The sequence below is a fragment of the Streptomyces sp. NPDC051214 genome (assembly GCF_040682375.1).
GTDB lineage: Bacteria > Actinomycetota > Actinomycetes > Streptomycetales > Streptomycetaceae > Streptomyces.
Genome location: NZ_JBFBAT010000008.1, coordinates 410,531 through 432,370, shown reverse-complemented (window position 1 = coordinate 432,370; position 21,840 = coordinate 410,531). Strand labels below are relative to the sequence as shown.

Here is a 21,840-nt window from a genome sequence, read left to right as displayed (position 1 = left end):
TGGCCGCCTTTGGGCGCGTTGCCGGTGCGGGGTGCGTACGACGCGGTGGCCTCACCCGCGCCGCCCGACGGGGCCCTCGGCATCGGCTGAGGGCGTCGCCGGAGGCACCGCCAGGGGCGCGGTCGCCTTGGAGAGGTCCATGGCTACCTCCTTCGACGACGTGCGCCGCGTCAGATTGCGTACGTCCGGGACGAAGAGCACCAGCGCCGTCACCACGACCACCAGGGCCGCGCAGCCCCACAGCGACGCCGAACGCCCGAAGGCGAGCTCGGCCGGGCCCGCGAGTGCCGTGGCGAGCGGGACCATCGCGACCGAGCCGAACCAGTCGTACGCGGCGACCCGCGACAGCTTCTCCTCCGGGATCTCCTGATGCATCGCACAGCACCTCTCCGAACGTAACCTCTCCCCATGGCAGATGACTTGGTACAGCAAGCGCACTGGGGGCAGTTGGCAGGGCAGAACTGGGCGGGGCTGGCACGGCTGTCAACTGAAGAGACCGAGGGAGAACTCACTCCTGATGATCAGTCAGGTAAGAGTACGCCTCGGTTCATGACCGGCAGGGACATCAAGAGCACGGAGGAACAGGAGAAGGACGGCCGTCAGTTCGTCGAGAGCCGCCAGGGGCGGTATGTCTACACGTACTTGGAGCCGGACACCTCGGCGTGGAAGCGCAGGCGAGTCCGCTTACCCGATGGCAGCGTCGGCTACCGCGTCGTACGCCCCGTGTTCGAGGGAGCGTTGGAAGATCTCAAGCGAGGCCAAGCGCCGAACGGCGAGCCCATCGACGGATTGATCGTCTACGACATCGACCGCCTGACTCGTGACCCCCGGCACCTTGAGGACGCCATCGAGACCGTTGAGCACCACCACCGGCCGATCATCGACATCACGGGCACGCTGGACCTGTTGACAGACAACGGGCGCACCATGGCCCGTGTTCTCGTCGCCGTGGCCAACAAGCAGTCCGCCGACACCGCGCGTCGTGTGCGCCGCAATCACAAGGCCCGACGGAACCTGGGCATACCTGTAGGAGGGACGCGCCCATTCGGGTGGCAGAAGGACAAACGCACTCTTAACCCGACCGAGGCCGAGCACATTCGCACTGCCGCCAAGCGCCTTATTTTGGGGGCTGATTGGCACGCGATCGTCGCTGACTGGAATCGCAAGGGAGTAACCACGTCGAAGGGCAACCCTTGGACGTGGATCGGGCTCAGGGACATGATGCGCAATCCCCGCCTGTGCGGATACCGATCGCACGTCGTGATCGAGTTCGACCCGGAATCGGGCCGAGAGACCAAGCTCATGACGATTGCCCACAACGATGAGGGCCAGCCCGTCAAGGGACAGTGGACGGCGATCTTGACGGTTCCCGAGTGGGAGGCCGTCAAGGAGCTCATCGGTGATGGCCCGATGCGCGGAGGTGGTCACAACACCCGCGTCTACCTATCCAGCGGCACTCTCCGCTGTGGCAAGGACGAGTGCGGTTCAGTGCTGCGTGCGATGAAGGCAGCACCGAGCCGGGGCAAGCCGGAAGGGTACTTCTACTACGTCTGCCCGGCAAAGAGCACGGGCAGGGGGTGCGGCGGAGTCAAGATCGGGGGCCCGGAGACTGACGAGCTGCTCGGTATGCTCGTGATCGCGAAGTACGAGGAAGAGGCCAGCAAGCGGCAGTCGGTCAAGGCACCGCAGGAGTGGCCGAAGGCGGCTGAGCTGAAGATCGTCCGCGAAGACATCGCCGATCTCAAGCAGGCCCGCAGGGCACGGCAGATCAGCGCTGAGCGCTACTACTCCGATCTCGCCGAGTACGAGGCCGACGAACAGCGCCTGAAGAAGGAGCGCAACGCGTGGCAACGTCAGACGCTCGCGAGCCAGGGCGAACCCGTGGACATGGCCGAGGAGTGGCACAGGGATGGGGTCACCCTCGCTGAGCGCCGTTCGTACATCGCGCGGACGTTGACGACTGTGGTCGTACTCCCTGTAGGAAGCGGGCGGCGGGTGCCCTTGCGGGACCGGCTCGTTCCCGTCTACGTCGAGGAGTAGCACCGGAGCACTGGGACCCGTCACCTCGTACGCCGATGGTGGCGGGCTCCATCGCGTGTGGAGACTTCTACGCCCAGGGCAGCGTTCATCCGTCGCCACTGGGCATCGGACCAGCCAGGAGAGTTGCGCGCATGCTCTCGCGCCCAGGCCATGTCTTGGCCTTCGCCCCTCTCATTCGAACGTGACACCGGAGGGCCCCCTCGTGATCGCCTTCTCATCGCGGGCGGCCTCGCGGCTGGCTGCGAGGTCTTCGGAGACCCCGGCGGCGATGAGCGCAGCCCCCGGAGTGTGGCCAGAGCCCATGTAGCGCCAATTGGCTTCGGTCTCGGTACCGGGTACGTCATCGAGGGCGACGCCGACGTGTTCGGCCCGATCCGCGCGCAGTGCTGCGTACGTGGTCGAGTAGGCGCGGGACTTGGTCAGGATGTGGCCGCGGTAGCCGAGTGTGTGGGCCCAGGCGCGTAGGCGCAGGGGCTCGTACTCGGGGAGGCCGCCGAGTCGCCAGCAGGTGCGCATGAGGGTCCGGACGTGGTCGGTCACTGGGACCATGCCGATGTCGTCCCAGGTCGTGAGCCTGTGATCGGTGCCGGCGCCCGTCTCGCTCGCGCCCTTGGTGACGTACTTCGCGACGTACGCGGCCACCGCGTCGTCATCGGGCCCGGTGCTGTTGGAGTGCAGGGGGCGGGTGTCGACCTGGGCGCCCCAGCGGAGGACGAGTTCACCTATGGCGGGGCTGTAGGGGGTGCGGACCAGGACCCGGCTAGCGGAGGCGCGCACGGCATCGGCGAGTTGGTCGGCCGTGCCCCAGGCCGGGGGTTCGTCGTCGAGTCCGGTCGGGCCGTCGAGGCGTACGACCGCATGGACGTGGACTGCGGCGCGCTTCTGATACTCGGCAACGCGAGCGAAGGACAGCCGCGCGTGATCGGGAAAGCGTGACTGCACGATGCCCGCAGCGGTGGCGAGGTGTCGGCGTACGCCGATGACGAAGCGGTCCCAGAGCTTGCCTGCGTGTGCGTGCCACAGAGCGTGTGCCGGGTAGTCGTAGCAGTCCGCGCAGAGGGGTTGGCCGACGAGGCGGTCCTCCGAGTCGTGCACGGCGCCGCAGCCGAGGGGACGTCCGTGCTCGCACACTCCACCGTCACGGCGGGGGCGGCAGCGTTCCCCGGCCCGGTGTACGGGCCCGAAGGACGGGGCGGTGAGGGTGATGAAGAGCCGGGGTCGGTCGCGGACCGTGGCGGGGACGTTCTTGCCACCGAGGAGGCCCGCGCGCATCAGGTGGAAGGTGTCTCCGGCGTGGAGGCGGGAGCACGGTGCGCAGACGGTCGCGCGTCGGTTGCGGCAGCGGACGGAGAGCCGTTCGCCGGGTTCGTTTCGGGTGTCGTAGTGGTGCAGGATCTCGCCGGTCGTCGCGTCCAGGGTGGTGGTCGAGCCGGTGAGGTGGATCGGGTGGGCGCAGCCGCCCGTGGCAGTGATCTGATCTATCCAGCGGGCAAACTTGGGGTCCTGGGCGATGCGTATCGCGTCGCGGTCTGCTTCGGAAAGCTGACGCAGGCGCGCCGCGCGGTCGAGGGCGGCGCGCCTGTCAGCCGGGGTGAAGTCCAGGGTGATGGTGGGGACCTTCCGGGGTGGGCCGCCGAAGCGGCACGGTTGATGGGTGGTGGCGCGCTGTCGTTCATGGGTTCGCTCCTTGCTCGGTCAGGTGGTGTGCATCGCGGTCAGCGGATGGTTCCGGTGCCCCGGCAGAGGCGGCAGCGGTGGCGCATTCCGGTCCAGGTCCTGCGGGCGCCTTCGCCCTTGCAGTTCGGGCACCTCACGCGGCTCATGGGCATGTCCTGTCCTTCCTGCTAGGGGTGGGAGAAGCCGTTGATGAGCCAGGTCACGAGGCCGTGGATGGTGAAGATCACCGGGGTCTGTCCGAGGTAGATCCCGAAGAGGCCGACACAGACCGCTTCCCAGGCGCGTACGTCGCGGGAGCGGACGAGGAGGACGGTGATGATCCCGAAGATCACCGAGAACGTGAACGCCGTGCCTTCGCTGATCACTTGTCGTCTCCTTCCAGCGCCGCGAGAGCGCGGTCTATGGCGGGCAGTCCGGGCGTCATGGCCGCGTACTTCATGGCCGTCGTGACGGCTTCTTCGGTCGGCGTGAGGTGGGAGCGCGCCCGGCTCCAACCGCCGTCCGGCCCGGTGCAGACCGCCACGCCTTGTTCGTGGGCAGTGATCGACTGGGCGACGGCAACGGCGTCCTTGTTGAGATCGCCGAGGGTCATCTCTGCCGTGCCGGGGTCATTGACCCGGTGGCAGATCCGGCCGCCGAGCTGGGCCCGCAGTGCGGTGACACCGGGCCCGAGATCCGAGCCGACGCGTTGTCCGGCGACGACCAGGTGCATGCCGAGCGCGGCTCCGAGCTGGGCCAGGCGGAGCAGGAGCGTGGAGCACTGTTCGGCCTCCGCCTTGCTCTCGCGCCTGCCGTCGGAGAGGTAGAGCTCCGCGAGTTCGTCGACGATCACGACGACCGGCACGGGCCGTTGGGTGTCGGCGAGCTCCCAGATCGAGCGGACACCGGCAGATCGGCAGGCGTGCATCCGGTCCTGCATGTCGATGACGAGCGCGGTGAGCACGGCGACCGCCTCGCGCCGACAGGTGGTGAGCGCGCTCAGCCGCCCGGCGAACAGGCCCAGTTCCATGCCGCCCTTGCAGTCGATGCCGACCAAGGCCACGTCCTGCGGGGCGAGTTGCGTGATCAGCCGCGCCAGCAGGGTGGACTTTCCCGACTGCGTGGCTCCCGTGATGAGCCAGTGCGGGACGATCCGCAGGTTCATCACCCAAGCCCCGCCGCTCTCCAGTGCACCGATGAGTGCGGACAGCAGCGCGGCGGGAGCCGAGGCTAAGCCCGGCCGGGCCAGCGGGTCACTGGCCGTCGCGGTCAGCAGCACGAGGCCGCGTTCGGGAGAGGTGACCCGTACGGCGTGAACCTTCCAGGCGTGCATGAGCGCGTCGGCCGCTTTCATGTACGTCGCCGGGGTCTGCCCCGCGTGCAGCCGCACAGTCACGGTCAGGCCCATGCGGGTAGCGCGCGGGAAGGAGATACGCGGTGCCACCGGCCGCAGCGGATCGCCCTTGACGACCAGGTCCCCGACCAGGCCGCGGGGAGGGCGGCGGGAGATCGCCAGGTCGTTGAGCATCGCGACCTTGCGCCAGGTCGCCAGTACCCGGAACGCGGTCAGCGGGTACCCGGTGACGTACCAGTGCCAGGCCGGGTGGGTCCGGCGCAGCAGGTCTCCGATGACGAGCACCCACGCCAGCACGGCCAGCGCGAAGGCGAGCAGGATTGCTCCCATCACGCGCCGCCCCCAGCCTTGGCCGGTCCCGCAGCCGGAGGGCCGTGCACGGGAGTGATCGCGTCGGCGCGGAAGCTGATTCCGTGCCGGTCGCCCATGGCCCAGGCGAACGCCATCAGGCCAGTGACCTTGACGATCTGCCCTTCCTCGATGCCTTTCGGTTCACCGGATACGGCAATCTCGATCACGGAGATTCGCCGCCGGTCCTGCCGCACCGTCACGGCCACGGTGTAGACGGTGTTGCCGTCACGGTCCTTCTTGACCTCCCGCGTCTCGGAGTTGCTGATCTTCGCTTCGGGCGGGATGGCGCACCGCAGTACGCCCAGTCGCGCTGTGTCCACGGGAATGGACTGCATTACGTCGGCCTCCTTGGCCAGATCCGAACGCCAGACTTCTTCTGACGTCACTTGTCCTTACGAGTGATGACTATGGAGCGCTGTACGGCGAGGGGGCAACTACTTATGCTGACGAGTGATGTGGCGCGTGCGACGTGCCTACGACCTCAACGCGAAGGTGCCGAGATGACGGAGATCCAACGCCCCGGAGCGCTCTACCAGCAGGTTGCCTCCGCGATCCGCGAAGCGATCCTCTCGGGCGAGTTCGAGCCCGGCGCCCCGCTCCCCTCCGAGGCCCAGCTCATCGAGCGCTACCAGGTCTCCCGCCCGACCGTCCGCAACGCGATTGCCGCCCTGAGGGCAGAGGGCTTGGTCAACGTCCGGCACGGCAAAGGCAGCTTCGTACGCACCGATGGCCAGCCCGCCGTGACCATCGAGCGCCACATCACCCACGCCCGCAACGGGAAGTTCGTCATGCCCAGCGGCGCCACCTGGGACGAGGCCGAGGAGGCCACCCCGTACCGCGCCTACTCGACAGAAGCCAACGGCCAGTTGCTCGGCATCGGCGCTGACCAAGATCTCTTCGTCTGTGACCGGCTGCTCATCGACCCGGCCAGCGGCACCCGCGCCATGCACCGCACCCTGACTCCACTCGCCGTGGCCGCCGACATCCCGCCGCTCGGCGACAAGCCGCCGGGCCCGCCCCCGGCCACCGCGTACGAGATCATGACGCAGGCCGGGCACAAGCTGTGGTGGTCCGAGACGGTCCGCGCCCGCATGCCGCACCCTGACGAGCGGACCACGCTCCGACTGCCCGACGCCACGCCGATCCTGCACATCGCCCGCGTCACGCACGGCACCGACGACCGCCCCTTGATCCTCGAAGAACTCCGCACCGGTGCGGACCGTGCCGAGCTCGCCTACCGGATCACCGCCGACAAGGAGCCCGCGCGGCGCACCCGCACCTGAGAGCCGTAGATCGGTCGAATCTTTCTTCACTTCCTCAAGGGCGCGCCTGGGGCGCGCCGGGCAGCTCGGGCGCCCCGGCCGGGCGTGCGGCGTGGCCGCCGGTCCCGGCCGGTCGCCCGGCGCCCTGAACCGCAGCGCGCCAGAGGTCGAGAAACATCGACCTACCGCCCGAAGGCGAAACCCGTTGGGCTGGGGGTCGACGGCCTCCGAGACTTTAGGCAGCTCCCATGGGGCGAGCCTCGAAGAACAGGGGGCCCATCGGGCACACCAGCGGGCAGGTCCAGTACCTGCCCGATTCGCCGGGCCAGCGTAAGGCCCCCTGTTCACTCGCCCCATGGCAGCTACCGCCCAAAGTCTCTGCGGCCGGCGACGTGCCCACGCGCGGCGCTCACCAGGGAAAACGTCCTTCACGCCGCATCGCCGCCGCTATCCACGGCCACCTCCAGGAACGAGGCGAGCCGGTCCACGGCGTCAGGGGAACCCGCCATCCGCACGAGTCCGTGCCCGCCCTCATCCGTCGAGGCGACCGCCCGCACCTGCGAAAGCTCCAAACCCGCCCCGAGAAACGCCCGGTTCAATCGGTCCGCAGCTTCCCGCGCATCGCGCCAGCCCGCCACGTAGTCGACGCCAGGTACCCACAGACCGAAGTCCGCACCCGCGACGCCGAGCCCATCGCTCAGCCAGTCCTCACCCGCGCCAGTCACCCTGCCCACCTCTGCCCTGATCTAGGTAACGGATCGTCAACTTCCTTTGCCCAGGGCATAAACGCAGCGCAGCGGCCCCGGTAGCATCAAGCACCGGGGACCGCAGGGTTCCCTCCCGGACCACCCCAGTTGCTGCCAGGCGCGGGGGTGGTCCGGTCTCGGTATGGGGTTGTTATGCGTGGATCGCCGACGGACGACCGTCGACGCGTTCCGGATCAAGATCGAAGCGACACCAGACGATCTTGCCGCCGCCCTCCTTGGGCGAACACCAAAGGGCGTCCACGAGACGCTGAACGATGAACAGCCCGCGCCCGCTGTCCGGCAACACAGCCTCGACGAAGGTCCCTGCCAGATCCGGGAAGACGAAGTCAGCAACCGGCAGGTCAGGCGAAGTTGAGTCCTCATCTGCTACACCGATGAACAGCCAGCCCGGCCACGCCTTCAGAAGCACGTCCACCCGTCGAGCGGCCCCCGGTTGCGACAGGCAATCGTCTGGCACGGCGTGATGGACCACGTTGCCAACCAACTCTGAGACGACGAGCCGAGCATCCTCCGCCAGAGAGCCCAGTCCCCAGCTCTGAAGTGCGGTCCGAGTCATATCGCGTGCGGCGCGAACGCTGTCCGGCGCCTCCGCGAAGAAAGTCAGCGCGCGGAAGTGCCCACCAGAAGGGGGACACGGTGGCACGTACCGGTGAGCCAAACCGCCTAAGTCTTCCGCTACATGCTCGTGTTGCTTGATCTGTCTCGCATCCACGGCACAAGTCACCGCCCATAGTCACGTCTGCTGAGGCGATCCCAGCTGGGTGGACCGAAGGATGCACGCCCTGTGCCCCCTGTCGCTCCCCCCTCTTGGGGACCCCCCTCGTGGGTACACTCGCGGGACAGCACAGAAGAAATGTCAGGTCAATCACGATGGGGTAGTGAGATGACCGAAGGCGCTCCGACACCGGCAGCTCTACCGCCGCATGTATTGGAACGCGCAGACGTGCGGTCGGCGATCACGAATCACGACTTCGGCGAGGTCTTCAGGCTCGCCAGGCTTCACGGGCAGATCAGCTACGCCAAGATCGCCGAGGCAGTCGGCTACAAGCGGGAACACATCGGCAAGATGGCCCGCCCGGAGACCGATGGCAAGGGCACTCGCCCCCGGATCACGCAGCACCACAAAATCCTTGAAGTGGTAGACGGACTGCGCATCCCCGGCCATCTGGCGGGCCTCACCCCGCGCCCCTGGGAACTGGAGCGCCAAAGGCAGACCTCCCAGCCGGACGACCCCAGTACCTTGCTCACGCAGGGTGGCGCGGGATTGTGGGACATCGCGGAGCTCCTACGACGAGCCGAGATGACCAGCATCAACAGCACGGCCCTGGAGTCGATCGAGCAGGGCATCGATCAACTCGCTCGCGCGTACCCGTACGCCGATGCCGACTACCTGCACCAGCGGACCCGCAACGGCCTGCAATTCGTCACCAAGCAGCTTGAAAGCCGGATGACCCTCCGCCAGCACAGGGAACTCCTTGTCGACACCGGGTGGCTGTTCCTGCTCAACGCGTGCGTCCAGTACGACCGGGGCCAGCGTGAGGCAGCCAACCTCAGCAAGGCCGCCGCGCTCCGGATCGGCGACGAGGCCGGGCACGGAGAGATCAAGGCGTGGGCGTGGGAAATCGAGGCGTGGTTCGCCCTGACCCAATGCCGTTGGCGAGACATGGTCGACGCCGTTGAAGCCGGGCATGTCGCCGATCAAACGCACTCTGTCGGCGTGCAGTTGTACGCGCACAAGGCTCGTGCGGCAGCACGCATGGGGGATGCCCGCCTGGTCCGCGACTCCCTTGATGCCGGACGCGCGAGGCTGGATCGGCTCCCCCGCCCAGACCACCCCGAACATCACTTCATCATCGATCCCGACAAGTGGGATTTCTACGAGATGGACGCCTACCGCCTTCTCGGAGACGACGAGCGCGCCGCGGCCCACGCCCGGTCGGTGATCCGGATCAGTACCGGCCCCGATGGAACTGAGATCTCCCCCATGCGTGCCGCCGAGGCCCGCCTCACGCTCGGAGTCGCCGCCGCCCGAACCGGGGACATCGAGCAGGCCGTAGGGATGGGTACCACGGCCCTGGAGGCCGACCGTAAGTCCCTGCCCTCTTTGCTCTTGGTCGCCAACGAGCTGGACAAGGAACTCCGGTCTCGGTACCCACGCGAGGCCGCTTCCCGCGAGTTCCACGAGCGGATCTTGACCATCACACGAGGGGCAGCCACGGCAGAGCTTCCGTTCTGACCTCTAACGCTCGGGGGGTGTCTCGCGCCCTACCCAGGCGTCGTCGGTGCTGGTGTACCGCGGGAACTGCGCCGTCGCACCGTGGAGGGCCAGGAGGCGGCTGATGAAGGCTTGGTCGTAGACCAGGCGCAGCCCCTTGCTTGCCTGTTCGCAGTGCTTCTGTGCGGTGAGGAGTGCGCGGATCGTGGTGGAGTCCATGAAGGTGACTGGCCGCAGGTCGACGATGAGCCAGGTGTCCTGTGTCTGCTGCCAGGTTCCACGCAGCAGTGTGGGGAGGTCGAGAATGTTGGCGATGTCGAGTTCGCCGCGCAAACGCACTACGCGGCAGGCAGCTCTGGGGACGGGCCACGGATTGTTGATCGGTTTCCACTCCTTGCGTGTTGGACCACAGGCACGAACAACGCGAAGAGATAAGGAACCGCACGTCGGGTGTCGTGACGGAGGCCGCCGCTTTGGGCGCGGCGTCCTCGTGCCATGTGCTCCGCGGCTTCCCCCCTGGTGCCGCGGAGCACTCCCTCGAAGCTGCCGGGGCATGAGGTAGTCCGGCGTTGATCCGCTCCGAGGGCTGGTCCGGGCCTCGGCGGCATCCGCGGGAGTAGATGCGGGGCCCGGCGTTCATGCTCCGCAGGCTCGCTCTGCTGCGGGAGAGAACCTCTGCATGACAGCACCAGACTGGTGCGGAGAGGCTGTTGCCTGAGGATAGGGCAATCAAGTAAAGACCATGCCGAAATTGCAAAAATTGGCACGAAGGGCTCCTTGCGGGCATGTCCATGTCTGGAGCTCGCCTTTCGCCGCCCCCGCGCGCGAGTGCACTCGTCTCCACGGCCGCGAGCCTTGATCGCTGGGCGACATCAGATGCGGTTGGCCGTCCGTGTCATGTTCCGTGCCGGGCCGATGACGAACAGCGCCACCGCGGCCTTTGCCCAGCGGGTGAAGTTACTTCTGTTGAGGTGTTGCGCCGTCATCCACGAGACGCCGAACACCTCGATCGCGACGCCGCTGACGAACATCACCGCCGCGAGCCCCCACACCGGCAACGGCACTGCGAGCGCCGCCGACGGGGCGGCCAGCGGGAAGACGCACAGGGTGCCCGCGAGCAGCAGACGCCGCGGCTTCCAGCGCATCATCAGGAACGCGCCGCCGACCGTGCCCGCGCCGAACGCGCCGAGCGCGAGACCCCAGGGCCCCGCGCCGCCCAGTTCGTCCTGGGCGACCAGCGGCCCGAAGACCGCCTCGGCGGCGCCGACCACCGCCACCACCACGGAGAACTGCGCGACGATCGCCCACAGCCACGGCCGCCCCGTGAACTCCCGCCAGCCCTCCCGCAGATCGGAGAGCAGCCCGCCGCCGGGCGCCCGCACCGGGATATGACTGACGTCGAGGAGTGAGCGCAGGGCCGCGGCCACCGCGAACGCCACCGCGTCCACCGCGAGCACCCAGCCGGGCCCGATCGCGGCGACCATCAGACCGCCGAGCGCCGCGCCGCCGAGGCCCGCGCCCTGCATCGCCATGCGGTACATCGCGAAGGCGCGGCTCGCCTGTTCGCCGCTGACGGTCGACATCAGCATGCCTTCGGCGGCCGGGCCGAAGAACGCCTGACCGGTGCCGCCGAGCGCGGTCAGCAGCATCATCGACCACAGCGGGGGCGTGCCGGAGATGACGAGGACCGCGAACACCGCCTGCGAGACGCAGTTGAGCGCGTTGGCCGCGACCATCACGTGGTGGCGCGGCAGCCGGTCGGCGACGGCCCCGCCGATGAGCAGGAACAACACGAGCGGCAGCGTGCGGGCCGCCGCCACCAGACCTACGTCCCCGCCGTCGCCGCCCGAGTCGAGCACCGCGAACGCCGCCGCGATCAGGGCGCCGTGGCTGCCCAGATTGGTCACGATCGCGGCGGCGGTCAGCAGGCTGTAGTTGCGGCCGGCCCAGGCGGGGCGGCGCACGGCGGGGGGAGTGGTCACCAGGGGACTATCCACGCCGGGACACCGACTTGCCAAACCGTTTCCGCGCGGGGTCAGGACCCCGCACGCGGCTCAGCGGCTCAGGACTCCTCGGGGTCGCCGTGCAGCCGTACCGTGCTCAGGATCTTCTGCACCGTGGCGTCGGGGATCTCGTCCTTCACGCCCTTGGCGCCGTACAGCGACCAGGCGACGTACTCACCGTCGGCGTTCTTGAAGGAGAACGTCGTGGCCTTGCCGTCCGAGTCGCACTTGTCCTGCTTGACGACGCCCGACGTCGTGGAGGTGGCGACGCTGCCCTTGACGCCGGACGTGGTGGTGTACGACTCCACCTTGCCGACCTTGATCTTCTTCTTGTCGGCCTTCTTCTGGCCCGTGTACCCGCCGAACACCCACCACGCGGAGTCGTTGCGCGCGACGTCCTTGGTGTTCTTGGCGCCGTTCTGGCCCTTGGTGCCGACGGCGCCGAGGGCGACGTCGTCCTTGGTGCCGTCCTTGTCGTCGTCGGAGGAGCACCACTTCGGCTTGTAGTGCGCGGGCGCGGACATGCCGATGAGTGCGCTGCCGTCGCCCTTCTTCCGGTCCTCGAAACCGATGAAGGTGCCGGGGGTGTCGACCTCCCAGTCCGCGGGGACGTCGAAGGCAGTGCCCCACTTGGGATTCACGACGACCTGCCAGCCCTCCACCGTCGGCTTCGGGCCCTTGTCCGTGCCGCGCTCGGAGCCGCCCTCCGACTCACTGGGGCTGGGCTTCGGCGAGGCCGAGTTGGCCGGAGACTTCTTGTCGGGCTTGCCGCCCGCCTCGTCGTCCTGGTCGCCGCCGAGCACCAGGAAACCCGTGACACCCGCGGCCACCAGGACGGCGAGCGCCGCGACGATCGCGGTGATCTTCGTCTTGTTCCCGTCGCCGCCCTGACCGCCGCCGCCCGGCTGGGACGGCATCGGCGGTGGCGTGGGAGCCGCCCAGTGCGGCTGCTCGGGCTGCGAGTAGGAGCCGGAGTGCGGCTGCTGCTGGTACCCGGGCTGCTGGTAAGGGTTCGGCTGCTGGTACCCCGGCTGCTGGTACGGATTGGGATTCTGGTCCTGCGGGTTCTGCTCGCCCCCGGGCGGCTGCTGTCCTGGCCACATGGGCAGTAACCATAGAGGGGCTTGTGGCCTGATGTCATCGCTGCCCCCGTGGCGGGGACGGCGCATGGGGCCATAAGCCTCCGCAGTACACGAAACGCCTCTGGACTCCGCGGGCTCCCGGTCGTTCAGGACTTCGGCTGTGACGTGATCTCGCGCACCGTGCCGAGCATCTTCCTGACCGTGGCCTCCGGGACCTCGTCAGCCACGCCCGTCGCGCCGTGGAAGGACCACGAGGCGAACGCGCCCTCGGAGTCCTTGAACGCGAACACCGTGGCCCTGCCGTCCGAGTCGCACTTGTCCTTCTTCTCGACGCCCGAGGACGAGGCGGTCACCACACTGCCCTTGAGGCCCGATCTGGTGGTGTACGGCTCGGCGGCCCCGGCTTTGACCTTCTTCTTGTCGGGCTGGGTGAAGGCGCCGTAGACCCACAGCTCGGCGTCCTTGCGCGCGGCCTCCTCGGTGCTCCTGGCCCCGTTGTTGCCCTTGGTGCCCGCCGCCGCGAGAGGCGTGTAGTCCTTGGTGCCGTCCCTGTCCTCGTCGGCTCCGCACCACTTCTCCTTGAGGTACGCCGGAGCGGCGAAGGCGACGATGGGCTTGTCGTCCGGATCGTCTGCCTCCGAGACCCAGCCGACCCAGTCCGGCGACTGCAGCTTCCAGCCGGCCGGCACGTCGAAGGCGATGCCGCGCTTGGGGTTCACGACGGTCTGCCAGCCCGGGATCGTGGGCTCGGGGTTGCCGCCCTTGCCACGGGAGTCGGAGCCCTCGGACCCCGCCGTGCTCGGGGCGGCGGTCGAGGACTTCGCGGGGTCCGGCTTCGCGTTGTCGTCCTTGTCGCCGCCGAGAACGAGGAACCCGGTGACACCCGCGGCCACCACGACCGCAGCCGCGGCGACGACGGCGATGAGCTTGGTCCTGTTGCCGCCCCCGCCGCCCTGCGGCGCCTGGGGTGTGCCACCGGGAACGGTGGGCGCGTTCCACGGCGCCTGCTGCTGATGTCCCGGCTGCTGATGTCCGGTCTGCTGATATCCCGGCTGGTGGTACGGATTCGGCTGGTTCGGCCCGGCTCCGGGCTGCTGCTCTCCTGGCCACATGCGCAGCAACGATAGGTGACCGTGATCCACCCCCTACAGGCTCCTGGCCAAAGAACGCTACTGATGGGTAACATCCCGGCCATGAGCACTGACCAGATGTCGATAGGCGAGATGCTCGCCGCCACCGTGCCGATGGCCCGGACGCTGAACCTCGAGTTCCGCGAGACCACGCCCGAGAAGGCCGTGGTCGCCCTGCCCGACCAGGCCGAGTACCACAACCACGTCGGCGGGCCGCACGCCGGAGCCATGTTCACGCTGGGGGAGTCGGCGAGCGGCGCCATCGTGCTCGCCGCGTTCGGCGACCAGCTCTCGCGTGCCGTGCCGCTCGCCGTCAGCGCCGACATCGCGTACAAGAAGCTCGCCATGGGGCCGGTGACCGCCACCGCGACCCTCGGCCGCCCGGCCGCCGAGGTCGTCGCCGAGCTGGACGCGGGGCAGCGCCCCGAGTTCCCGGTGGCGATCGCGATTCAGCGCGAGGACGGCGCGGTGACCGGCGAGATGACCGTCGTCTGGACCCTGCGTCCCCATAACTGAGTCGCGTACGGGCGTTCGCTTCCGTACGTTCGTTGAACACAGCGGCGTCGCGTCGGCCGGGCCACGGGGGTCCCGACCGGCGCGGCGCCGTTCGTCCTGACTCATGCCCTGACCCCATCAAGCCGTTTCGGCCAGTCTTCTGTTCACCTCATTGACACGAGTCACCAGTGGTCATAGTTTCCGGCCGCCAGGGTTGACGTCGTCAGAGGAGTCGCCGCATGAGACGCACGGGACGCAAGCGAACCACCCGGACCATGCTCACGGTCATCGCCGCCGCCGCGGCCCTGCTCACCCCGCACCCCGCACAGGCGCAGACCGCTCCCAAGGAACCGTCCCGGACCGGCGGCGGCACGCTCGTGCGCACGGACGCGGGGTGGCTGCGCGGTGAATCCACCGCCGAGGGGCGGAAGTTCCTCGGTATCCCGTACGCCCGGCAGCCCGTCGGCGACCTCCGGTGGAAGGAGCCGCGGCCCGCCACGTCCTGGCAGGGCGTGCGCGAGGCCACCTCCTTCGGCAACCGCTGCGTACAGACCGCGAGTTGGGACCCGGGGTACGAGAACCCCAGTCACACGGAGGACTGCCTCGACCTCAACGTCTACGCACCCGAGGGGCAGCACAAGCCGCGGCCCGTCATGGTCTGGCTGCACGGCGGCGGACTCACCGCGGGCGCGGGCGAGGACATCGTGCCCGACACCTTCGCCCGGCGTACCGGCACGGTGGTGGTGACCGTCAACTACCGCCTGGGCGCCCTGGGTTTCCTCGCGGGCAAGGGTCTCGACTCGGAGGCGTCCGACCAGGTCTCGGGCAACTACGGCCTGCTCGACCAGCAGGCCGCGCTGCGCTGGGTGCGCGCCAACATCGGTTCGTTCGGCGGCGACCGGCAGCGCGTCACCATCGCGGGCGAGTCCGCGGGCGGCCGCTCCGTCTGTACGCAGCTTGCCTCGCCCACCGCCAGGGGTCTCTTCCGCGCGGGCATCGTGCAGAGCGGGGCCTACGGGGACTGCGCCGCCCGTGAGCGCGACGAGGCCCGCGCGCAGGGCGCGGCGTTCGCGAAGAGGGCGGGCTGCCCCGACCCGGCGACCGCCCTCGCGTGTCTGCGTGAGAAGCCCGCCGAGGAGATCCTCGCGGCGCAGGCCGGGTTCGACTGGGGCCCGGTGGCCGGCGGCGACTTCCTGCCGGTGCAGCCGCAGGAGGCGTACGGGAACGGAAGCGCCTCGCGCGTGCCGGTTCTGAACGGCGCGAACAGCGACGAGGGGCGGCTCTTCGCCTACGGCCAGTTCGACGGGCAGGGCAAGCCGCTGACCGCGGAGCAGTATCCGGGTGCGCTCACCCGGACCTACGGCGCGGAGCTGGGCGCCAAGGTCCTTCAGCGCTATCCGCTCGCCGGGTACGCCTCGCCGACGCACGCGTACGCGGCCGCCCAGGGCGACCGGATGTTCGCCTGCACGGCGCTGCGCATGGACAGGTCGCTCGCCGGCCGCGGCCCCGTCTACGCCTATGAGTTCGCCGACCGCACCTCGCCGCCCTTCGCCTCGATCCGGGAGGCGGGCAAGACGTTCGACTTCGGGGCGACGCACGTCAACGAGGTGCAGTACCTCTTCAAGCACTTCGGGCTCACGTCACCCCTCGACGCGGAGCAACGCGTTCTTGCCCGGCAGATGGTCCAGTACTGGGGCTCCTTCATCCACAGCGGCGTGCCGCGCGCCGACGGCCAGCCCGCAGCGCCCGACCAGCGGACGCGGCCCGGCCAGGTGCTCTCGCTGCGCACCGCCTCCGCGGGCGGGAACGAGCTGAGCACGGCTGTGGCCCGTGAACACCGGTGCGACCTCTGGGACTCCGCCCCGGCCGACGCCGGGTGAGCGGGTAGGCTGCCCGGCGTGCGCGATCTTGGGGGGAGCGCGCACGCCGGGTACACGACATCAGCACAGGAGGAACCGGCGTTGCACGTCCAGGAATGGCTGGAGACCGTACCGGCCGTCAGTATCTACGCGCTGGTGGGCGTGGTCATCGGTCTGGAGAGCCTGGGCATTCCGCTGCCGGGCGAGATCGTTCTCGTGTCCGCCGCGCTCCTCTCCTCGCAGCACGGCGAGCTGAACCCCGTCATCCTGGGGATCTGCGCCACCGCGGGCGCCATCATCGGCGACTCCATCGGGTACGCGATCGGACGCAAGGGCGGCCGGCCCCTCCTTGCCTGGCTCGAACGTAAATTCCCCAAGCACTTCAGCGCCGCGAACGTCGGCAGCGCCGAGCAGTCGTTCCAGAAGTGGGGCATGTGGGCGGTCTTCTTCGGCCGCTTCGTCGCCCTGCTGCGGATCTTCGCGGGGCCCCTCGCCGGCGTCCTGCGCATGCCGTACTGGAAGTTCCTGATCGCCAACGTCCTGGGCGGCATCGTCTGGGCGGGCGGCACCACCGCCGTCATCTACTACATCGGCGTCGTCGCCGAGGACTGGCTCAAGCGGTTCTCGTACTTCGGCCTGGCCATCGCGGTGCTGATCGGCGTCGGCTCCATGCTGCTGGTCAAGCGCCGCGCCAAGAAGTCGGCGGAGGCGCGCTCGGCGGCAGGGGTCGACAGCGGTGCGAAGACGGCGGCCGAGCCGGTCCCCGTTCCGGCCGCCGACTGACGTCACCCGGCGTGGGCGTCCCGGTGGGCCTTGGCGAGCTCGACGTACATCGTGCCGTTCAGGGTGACGCCCGCGCGCTCCTCGTCGGTGAGCGGGCGGCGCACCTTGGCGGGCACGCCCGCGACCAGTGAGCCGGGCGGCACGACCATCCCCTGCGGCACGAGCGCCTGCGCGGCGACCAGCGAACCGGCGCCGATCACCGCGCCGTTGAGGACCGTCGCCCCCATGCCGATGAGGCAGTCGTCCTCGACGGTGCAGCCGTGCAGGACGGCGTTGTGGCCGACCGAGACCCGCTCGCCGATCGTCATGGGGAAGCCCAGGTCGACGTGGAGGCTGCAGTTGTCCTGGATGTTGCTGTCGGCGCCGACGACGATGGGCCCGCCGTCCGCGCGCAGCACCGCCCCGTACCAGGCGCTCGCACCGGCGTGCAGCGTCACCTCGCCGATGATGACCGAGGTGGGCGCGGTGAAGGCGTCCTGATCGATCTGCGGGTTCTTGCCGCCGAACCCGGTGATGAGTGCCTCGTGGCTCATCGGAACTCTCCATTCGTACGTGTCTCGCGCCTGGCGGAACCGTACGGGACGGGGTGGGGACCGCCACCCTGTGGGGTGAAGATCACAGGGGTCCGGGCTCACCGGGCCGCGCGCGGCTGAGTAACGTGAGCGCGTGCCGAAGAACAGGAACACGTTCTCATCCGCGGTCGCCGACTGGCGGCGCCGCGCGACCCAGCGCGCCGTCCACGCGGGCTGGGCCTGGGTGCAGCGGACCGGTGCCGTCACCGCGCAGCGGCCGGGCAGGCTGCGGTTCGGCGCGATCGGCCAGGGCACGAAGCTGTCCTTCCCGCAGGGGACCGTCTTCGGTGAGCCGTGGATCCGCATCGGCGATCACTGCATCATCGGCGAGCAGGTCACGCTCACCGCCGGGATGATGCCCGACCTGGACCTCGGCCCCGACCCGATCCTGCGCATCGGCAACGGCGTCGTCCTCGGCCGCGGCAGCCACGTCATCGCCGACACCACGGTGACGATCGGCGACGACTGCTACTTCGGGCCCACGGTGTACGTGACGTCCACGAACCACTCGTACGACGATCCGCACACGCCCATCGGCAAGCAGTGGCCGCGCATGGAGCCGGTCGAGATCGGGCCCGGCTGCTGGATCGGCACGAACGCGGTGATCCTGCCGGGCGCCAGGATCGGGCGCAACGTCGTGGTGGCGGCGGGAGCCGTGGTCCGGGGCGATGTCCCTGACCATGCGGTGGTCGCGGGAGCGCCGGCCCGCGTGGTGCGGACCTGGGACCCCGAGGCGGGGTGGCAGCCGCCGCTGCGTACGCCTGCGCCCGTGCCCATTCCTGACGGGGTCACGCCGGAACAGTTGCTTGCCCTGGGGGAGTTGAACGACCTCGACCTCGGTGAGCAGGTCTGACGCACGGCCGCCCTGCTCAGCTCGCCAGCAGTACCGTGCCCACCAACGCGAGGCCCGCGCCCGCCGCCTGTACCCCGCGCAGCCGTTCCTTGAGCACCAGGCGGGCGGCGAGTGCGGTGACCACCGGGTAGACGGAGGCGAGCACGGCGGCCACGGTGACCGGGCCGTTCTGGGCAGCCACCGAGTACGTGCCGTTGGCCGCGACGTCCGCGAGGCCGACGAAGGCCAGGGCCGGGACCGCTGCCCAGATGACGTGCACCCCGCTGCCCTCGGGAAGCGCCCTGCCGCCCCGCTTGACCGAGACGAACAAGGCCGCGCCGCCGGTGGCCACGTTCGTCACGCGCTGCACGAACAGGGCGAGGAACAGGCCCGTGAGGCTGCTCGACGCCTCGGCGATGAGCGCCATCACGCCACCGAACCCGAAGGCCGCGACCAGCGTGAGCAGGACCGCCTGCCGCTGCACGGGGGCGCCGCGCAGTTCGGGCCCGCCCGCGAGGACGATGCCGACCACGGCGACGGCGATCCCGGCGAACTGCGGGACCCCCGGCCGCTCGCCGAGGAGGAGCCCGACGCCCACCGGTACGACGACGCCCAGCGAGCCGAGCGGCGAGACGACGCCCATCGGGCCGAGCGCCAGGGCCTTGTAGAAGGCGAGCATCGCGGCGGGGCCGACCAGCCCCGCGCCGACCGCGAACCACAGCTGCGGCCCCCACTCCGTCCAGCCGCCCGTGGCGACCACGATCGCCCCGAGGACGACCACCGCGACGGCCTGCGAGACGACGACCACCGTGAGCGCGGGAAGGCGACGGGTCAGCAGCCCGCCGCCGAAATCGGCCAGGCCCCACAGGAGGCTGGTGGCCAGGGCGAACAGTGCCGTCATCGGAAATCCTCGCAGTACAGTGTGGTGAACCTTCAGGTGCACCACACCGTAGTTCACTATCCTAAACTCTGTCATCCAATATATTGGACGGAATGTGTCGGACCTCGATCAGCTCACCCAGTCCCTCGCCCGCAACCTCAAGCGCTGGCGCTCGGAACGGGGCTTCACGCTCGATGCGCTCGCGGCCCGCGCGGGCGTCAGCCGCGGCATGATCATCCAGATCGAGCAGGCCAGGACCAACCCCAGCGTCGGCATCACGGTGAAGCTCGCCGACGCCCTGGGTATCAGCATCACCACGCTCCTCGACTACGAACAGGGCTCGCACGTACGGCTCGTGCCGCCGGAGCAGGCGGTGCGGATGTGGTCCACGGAGGCGGGCAGCAGCACGACGCTCCTGGTCGGGACCGAGGCGCGCGGGCCCTTCGAGCTGTGGGCGTGGAAGCTGATGCCCGGCGACGGCAGCGACTCCGACGCGCACCCGCCGGGGACGATGGAGCTCCTGCACGTGGCCGCGGGCGAACTGACCCTTCTCGTGGACGGTGTGGAGCATCTGGTGCCCGCCGGTTCCGCCGCGTCCTTCGAGGCCAACGTGGCGCACGGCTATCACAACAAGGGTGCCGAGCCGGTCGAGATGACCATGTCGGTGTCGGTGCCCCCGGCGCACGCCTCGTCGTACTGAGCCGCGGGACCGAACCGCGGGACGAGCCGCGAGGGCGGCCTGTTAGCGTGCGGCCATGCGTGCACCCATGGGAGATTTCGACGACGTCCGACCCGCGCCCGAGGCCCTCGACCTCCTCGTCGCACCCGTCGCGGACGCCGTGCGCGGATGGAACGGGAGCGTTCCCGCCGAGCAGGTCATCCACGTCGACACCGACCCGCAGTGGGCCGACACCGCCACCTTCGTGGAGCACTACGGCCGGGACATCCTGGAGCAGTCCGCGAACTGCGTCGTCGTCACCGGCAAGCGCGGCGGCGAGGCCTCGCTCGCCGCGTGCCTGGTTCTCTCCACGACCCGCGTCGACGTGAACGGCGTCGTGCGCCGCCAACTGGGCGCGCGCAAGGCCTCGTTCGCCCCGATGGACACGGCCACCGGCGAGACCGGCATGGAGTACGGCGGCGTCACGCCGATCGGTCTGCCCGCCGACTGGCCGCTGCTGGTGGACGCCGCCGTCGTCGACCTGCCGTACGTCCTGATCGGCAGCGGCAGCCGCCGGGGCAAGCTCATCGTGCCCGGCAAGGCGTTCGCCGAGCTGCCCAACGCGGTGGTCCTCGAAGGGCTCGGCGTCGCCTGACCTGGCTCCACTTACCCGCAGACCCCCTCTTCGCGCAGCCGGGCGATGTCGTCGGGGCCACGCCCCAGCTCCCCCAGAATCAGCTCGGTGTGCTCGCCCGCTGCCGGTACGGGGTCCATGCGCGGGGCCACGCCCTTCAGGTCCGCGGGCGGCACCAGCGCCTGCACCGGGGAGGAGCTGCCCGGAATGGCGACCTCCCGCCAGCGGTCGCGCTCGACGAGCGCGGGGTGGGCCAGGAACTCGGCGACCGAATTCACGCCCGCGTTGGCGATGTTGGCCCGGTCCAAGAGCTCCATCGCCTCGTCGCTGCCGAGTCGGGCGAACCGCGCGGAGATGATCGCGTCGAGTTCGTCGCGGTGGGCGACCCGGTCGGAGCCGGTGGCGAATCTCGGGTCGTCGGTCAACTCCGGCTGCCCGATGACCTGTTCGCACAGGGCGGCCCACTCACGCTCGTTCTGCACGGAGAGCAGCACGTCCTTGCCGTCGGACGCGGTGAACGGGCCGTAGGGCGCCACCGTCGCGTGCCGGGCACCGACCCGCGGCGGCTGAGTGCCGCCGTACCGCGTGTAGTAGGCGGGCTGGCCCATCCACTCGCCGAGCGCGTCGAAGAGGGAGACCTCGACGGCCGGTGCGCGCCCGGTGGTGGCCCGGGTGAAGAGCGAGGTGAGGATGCCGCTGTAGGCGTACATCCCGCCCGCGATGTCCGCCACCGAGATCCCCGCCCGCACCGCTTCGTCGGGCGTGCCGGTCAGCGAGAGCAGCCCGGTCTGGCACTGCACGAGCAGGTCGTACGCCTTCCGCTGGGACCAGGAGCCGCTGGTGCCGTACCCGCTGACGGTGCACGGGATCAACGAGGGGTAGCGGGCCTGGAGTTCGTCCGCGCCGAGGCCGAGCCGGTCCGCCGCACCCGGGGCGAGGTTCTGCACGAACACATCGGCACCCGCGAGGAGTTCGTGCAGGATCGCCCTGCCCTCCCCGGACTTGAGGTCCAGGGTGAGGGACTCCTTGGAGCGGTTGAGCCAGACGAAGTAGCTGGCCTGGCCGTGCACCGTGGTGTCGTAGCGCCGGGCGAAGTCACCGCCCCCGGGGCGTTCGACCTTGATCACGCGGGCGCCGAGGTCGGCGAGCTGGCGAGTGGCGAAGGGAGCGGCGACGGCCTGTTCCAAGCTGACGACGGTGATGCCCTCCAGGGGGAGTTGACCTGCGGATTCGTGGTGCGTCGTCGCCATGACTGCCCTAACTCTTC

22 protein-coding genes and 1 pseudogene are annotated in these 21,840 nt (G+C 69.6%); 9 read left to right on the top strand and 14 right to left on the bottom strand.

Going from position 1 to position 21,840, the window contains the following annotated elements; genetic code table 11:
- Positions 1 to 51: 51 nt before the first annotated feature.
- Positions 52 to 378 (bottom strand): annotated as a pseudogene (locus AB0M70_RS23380) (MFS transporter); the annotation flags it as partial.
- A 30-nt stretch (positions 379 to 408) separates the two neighbouring features.
- Here AB0M70_RS23380 and AB0M70_RS23375 point away from each other — a divergent pair.
- Positions 409 to 2,040 (top strand): recombinase family protein, encoded by a 1,632-nt coding sequence (locus tag AB0M70_RS23375; RefSeq protein ID WP_365822263.1) that lies wholly within the window; start codon positions 409 to 411, stop codon positions 2,038 to 2,040.
- A 171-nt stretch (positions 2,041 to 2,211) separates the two neighbouring features.
- Here AB0M70_RS23375 and AB0M70_RS23370 read toward each other — a convergent pair whose 3' ends face one another.
- The 4 genes from AB0M70_RS23370 to AB0M70_RS23355 all read right to left on the bottom strand — a co-directional run bounded on the left by AB0M70_RS23370 (position 2,212) and on the right by AB0M70_RS23355 (position 5,736).
- Complete coding sequence (locus AB0M70_RS23370) at positions 2,212 to 3,591, bottom strand: replication initiator (RefSeq protein WP_365822406.1); 1,380 nt, start codon at positions 3,589 to 3,591, stop codon at positions 2,212 to 2,214.
- Positions 3,592 to 3,884: 293 nt separating this feature from the next.
- Entirely contained in the window at positions 3,885 to 4,082 is a 198-nt protein-coding gene (locus AB0M70_RS23365) for a hypothetical protein (protein ID WP_363311098.1), read from the bottom strand.
- Complete coding sequence (locus tag AB0M70_RS23360) at positions 4,079 to 5,380, bottom strand: FtsK/SpoIIIE domain-containing protein (protein ID WP_365822260.1); 1,302 nt, start codon at positions 5,378 to 5,380, stop codon at positions 4,079 to 4,081. The genes AB0M70_RS23365 and AB0M70_RS23360 overlap by 4 nt, the downstream gene beginning before the upstream one ends.
- A complete protein-coding gene (locus AB0M70_RS23355; RefSeq protein WP_365822404.1) occupies positions 5,380 to 5,736 on the bottom strand; it encodes a hypothetical protein in 357 nt (118 codons plus the stop codon). Before AB0M70_RS23355 ends, AB0M70_RS23360 begins: the two co-directional genes overlap by 1 nt.
- Positions 5,737 to 5,901: 165 nt before the next feature.
- Between AB0M70_RS23355 and AB0M70_RS23350 the strand changes: the two genes are divergently transcribed.
- Positions 5,902 to 6,684 carry a GntR family transcriptional regulator gene (locus AB0M70_RS23350; RefSeq protein WP_365822258.1) on the top strand — a complete coding sequence of 261 codons (783 nt, stop codon included), beginning with the start codon at positions 5,902 to 5,904 and terminating at the stop codon, positions 6,682 to 6,684.
- Positions 6,685 to 7,091: 407 nt separating this feature from the next.
- Here the strand turns inward: AB0M70_RS23350 and AB0M70_RS23345 are convergent, their stop codons facing one another.
- Together AB0M70_RS23345 and AB0M70_RS23340 are read right to left on the bottom strand one after the other, a co-directional pair.
- A complete protein-coding gene (locus AB0M70_RS23345) occupies positions 7,092 to 7,388 on the bottom strand; it encodes a hypothetical protein (protein ID WP_365822255.1) in 297 nt (98 codons plus the stop codon).
- Positions 7,389 to 7,560: 172 nt separating this feature from the next.
- Positions 7,561 to 8,073 carry an ATP-binding protein gene (locus AB0M70_RS23340; protein WP_365822402.1) on the bottom strand — a complete coding sequence of 171 codons (513 nt, stop codon included), beginning with the start codon at positions 8,071 to 8,073 and terminating at the stop codon, positions 7,561 to 7,563.
- Between the two features lie 240 nt (positions 8,074 to 8,313).
- On the opposite strand from AB0M70_RS23340, the gene AB0M70_RS23335 reads away from it, so the two are divergent.
- The gene (locus AB0M70_RS23335) at positions 8,314 to 9,666 is read left to right on the top strand and encodes a tetratricopeptide repeat protein (protein ID WP_365822253.1); all 1,353 of its coding nucleotides are present in this window, start codon (positions 8,314 to 8,316) and stop codon (positions 9,664 to 9,666) included.
- 3 nt (positions 9,667 to 9,669) lie between these two features.
- Here the strand turns inward: AB0M70_RS23335 and AB0M70_RS23330 are convergent, their stop codons facing one another.
- The 4 genes from AB0M70_RS23330 to AB0M70_RS23315 form a co-directional block, all read right to left on the bottom strand.
- On the bottom strand, positions 9,670 to 10,200 hold the full coding sequence (locus AB0M70_RS23330; protein ID WP_365822251.1) for an STAS domain-containing protein: 531 nt from the start codon (positions 10,198 to 10,200) through the stop codon (positions 9,670 to 9,672).
- 317 nt (positions 10,201 to 10,517) lie between these two features.
- Entirely contained in the window at positions 10,518 to 11,630 is a 1,113-nt protein-coding gene (locus AB0M70_RS23325; protein ID WP_365822400.1) for an MFS transporter, read from the bottom strand.
- A 77-nt stretch (positions 11,631 to 11,707) separates the two neighbouring features.
- The gene (locus AB0M70_RS23320; RefSeq protein WP_365822249.1) at positions 11,708 to 12,751 is read right to left on the bottom strand and encodes a hypothetical protein; all 1,044 of its coding nucleotides are present in this window, start codon (positions 12,749 to 12,751) and stop codon (positions 11,708 to 11,710) included.
- A 125-nt stretch (positions 12,752 to 12,876) separates the two neighbouring features.
- Positions 12,877 to 13,842, bottom strand: coding sequence for a hypothetical protein (locus tag AB0M70_RS23315; RefSeq protein WP_365822247.1), 966 nt, complete (start codon positions 13,840 to 13,842; stop codon positions 12,877 to 12,879).
- 96 nt (positions 13,843 to 13,938) lie between these two features.
- On the opposite strand from AB0M70_RS23315, the gene AB0M70_RS23310 reads away from it, so the two are divergent.
- From AB0M70_RS23310 to AB0M70_RS23300, 3 genes are all read left to right on the top strand, one after another.
- Positions 13,939 to 14,376, top strand: a complete 438-nt coding sequence (locus AB0M70_RS23310) for a DUF4442 domain-containing protein (RefSeq protein WP_365822398.1) — start codon at positions 13,939 to 13,941, stop codon at positions 14,374 to 14,376.
- A 218-nt stretch (positions 14,377 to 14,594) separates the two neighbouring features.
- On the top strand, positions 14,595 to 16,235 hold the full coding sequence (locus AB0M70_RS23305; protein ID WP_365822245.1) for a carboxylesterase/lipase family protein: 1,641 nt from the start codon (positions 14,595 to 14,597) through the stop codon (positions 16,233 to 16,235).
- 81 nt (positions 16,236 to 16,316) lie between these two features.
- Positions 16,317 to 16,997: a DedA family protein gene (locus tag AB0M70_RS23300; RefSeq protein WP_365822396.1), complete on the top strand. Its 681-nt coding sequence runs from the start codon at positions 16,317 to 16,319 to the stop codon at positions 16,995 to 16,997.
- A gap of 2 nt (positions 16,998 to 16,999) precedes the next feature.
- Here the strand turns inward: AB0M70_RS23300 and AB0M70_RS23295 are convergent, their stop codons facing one another.
- Positions 17,000 to 17,530, bottom strand: a complete 531-nt coding sequence (locus tag AB0M70_RS23295; protein WP_365822243.1) for a gamma carbonic anhydrase family protein — start codon at positions 17,528 to 17,530, stop codon at positions 17,000 to 17,002.
- 133 nt (positions 17,531 to 17,663) lie between these two features.
- Here AB0M70_RS23295 and AB0M70_RS23290 point away from each other — a divergent pair, with 133 nt between their 5' ends.
- Positions 17,664 to 18,422, top strand: a complete 759-nt coding sequence (locus AB0M70_RS23290) for an acyltransferase (protein ID WP_365822241.1) — start codon at positions 17,664 to 17,666, stop codon at positions 18,420 to 18,422.
- 16 nt (positions 18,423 to 18,438) lie between these two features.
- Here AB0M70_RS23290 and AB0M70_RS23285 read toward each other — a convergent pair whose 3' ends face one another.
- Positions 18,439 to 19,302 (bottom strand): DMT family transporter, encoded by an 864-nt coding sequence (locus tag AB0M70_RS23285; RefSeq protein WP_365822239.1) that lies wholly within the window; start codon positions 19,300 to 19,302, stop codon positions 18,439 to 18,441.
- Positions 19,303 to 19,396: 94 nt separating this feature from the next.
- Between AB0M70_RS23285 and AB0M70_RS23280 the strand changes: the two genes are divergently transcribed.
- Positions 19,397 to 19,981, top strand: coding sequence for an XRE family transcriptional regulator (locus AB0M70_RS23280; RefSeq protein ID WP_365822237.1), 585 nt, complete (start codon positions 19,397 to 19,399; stop codon positions 19,979 to 19,981).
- A 55-nt stretch (positions 19,982 to 20,036) separates the two neighbouring features.
- Positions 20,037 to 20,594, top strand: a complete 558-nt coding sequence (locus tag AB0M70_RS23275; RefSeq protein WP_365822235.1) for a YbaK/EbsC family protein — start codon at positions 20,037 to 20,039, stop codon at positions 20,592 to 20,594.
- A gap of 11 nt (positions 20,595 to 20,605) precedes the next feature.
- On the opposite strand, the gene AB0M70_RS23270 is transcribed toward AB0M70_RS23275, so the two are convergent.
- The gene (locus tag AB0M70_RS23270) at positions 20,606 to 21,823 is read right to left on the bottom strand and encodes a CaiB/BaiF CoA-transferase family protein (RefSeq protein ID WP_365822233.1); all 1,218 of its coding nucleotides are present in this window, start codon (positions 21,821 to 21,823) and stop codon (positions 20,606 to 20,608) included.
- Between the last annotated feature and the right edge of the window lie 17 nt (positions 21,824 to 21,840).

Excerpts from the sequence above, each read along its gene's own strand:
- AB0M70_RS23375 (WP_365822263.1), top strand. The coding sequence starts at position 409 with ATGGCAGATGACTTGGTACAGCAAGCGCACTGGGGGCAGTTGGCAGGG.
- AB0M70_RS23360 (WP_365822260.1), bottom strand. The coding sequence starts at position 5,380 with ATGGGAGCAATCCTGCTCGCCTTCGCGCTGGCCGTGCTGGCGTGGGTG.
- AB0M70_RS23355 (WP_365822404.1), bottom strand. The coding sequence starts at position 5,736 with ATGCAGTCCATTCCCGTGGACACAGCGCGACTGGGCGTACTGCGGTGC.
- AB0M70_RS23350 (WP_365822258.1), top strand. The coding sequence starts at position 5,902 with ATGACGGAGATCCAACGCCCCGGAGCGCTCTACCAGCAGGTTGCCTCC.
- AB0M70_RS23335 (WP_365822253.1), top strand. The coding sequence starts at position 8,314 with ATGACCGAAGGCGCTCCGACACCGGCAGCTCTACCGCCGCATGTATTG.
- AB0M70_RS23330 (WP_365822251.1), bottom strand. The coding sequence starts at position 10,200 with ATGCCCCGGCAGCTTCGAGGGAGTGCTCCGCGGCACCAGGGGGGAAGC.
- AB0M70_RS23320 (WP_365822249.1), bottom strand. The coding sequence starts at position 12,751 with ATGTGGCCAGGACAGCAGCCGCCCGGGGGCGAGCAGAACCCGCAGGAC.
- AB0M70_RS23315 (WP_365822247.1), bottom strand. The coding sequence starts at position 13,842 with ATGTGGCCAGGAGAGCAGCAGCCCGGAGCCGGGCCGAACCAGCCGAAT.
- AB0M70_RS23310 (WP_365822398.1), top strand. The coding sequence starts at position 13,939 with ATGTCGATAGGCGAGATGCTCGCCGCCACCGTGCCGATGGCCCGGACG.
- AB0M70_RS23305 (WP_365822245.1), top strand. The coding sequence starts at position 14,595 with ATGAGACGCACGGGACGCAAGCGAACCACCCGGACCATGCTCACGGTC.
- AB0M70_RS23295 (WP_365822243.1), bottom strand. The coding sequence starts at position 17,530 with ATGAGCCACGAGGCACTCATCACCGGGTTCGGCGGCAAGAACCCGCAG.
- AB0M70_RS23285 (WP_365822239.1), bottom strand. The coding sequence starts at position 19,302 with ATGACGGCACTGTTCGCCCTGGCCACCAGCCTCCTGTGGGGCCTGGCC.
- AB0M70_RS23275 (WP_365822235.1), top strand. The coding sequence starts at position 20,037 with ATGCGTGCACCCATGGGAGATTTCGACGACGTCCGACCCGCGCCCGAG.
- AB0M70_RS23270 (WP_365822233.1), bottom strand. The coding sequence starts at position 21,823 with ATGGCGACGACGCACCACGAATCCGCAGGTCAACTCCCCCTGGAGGGC.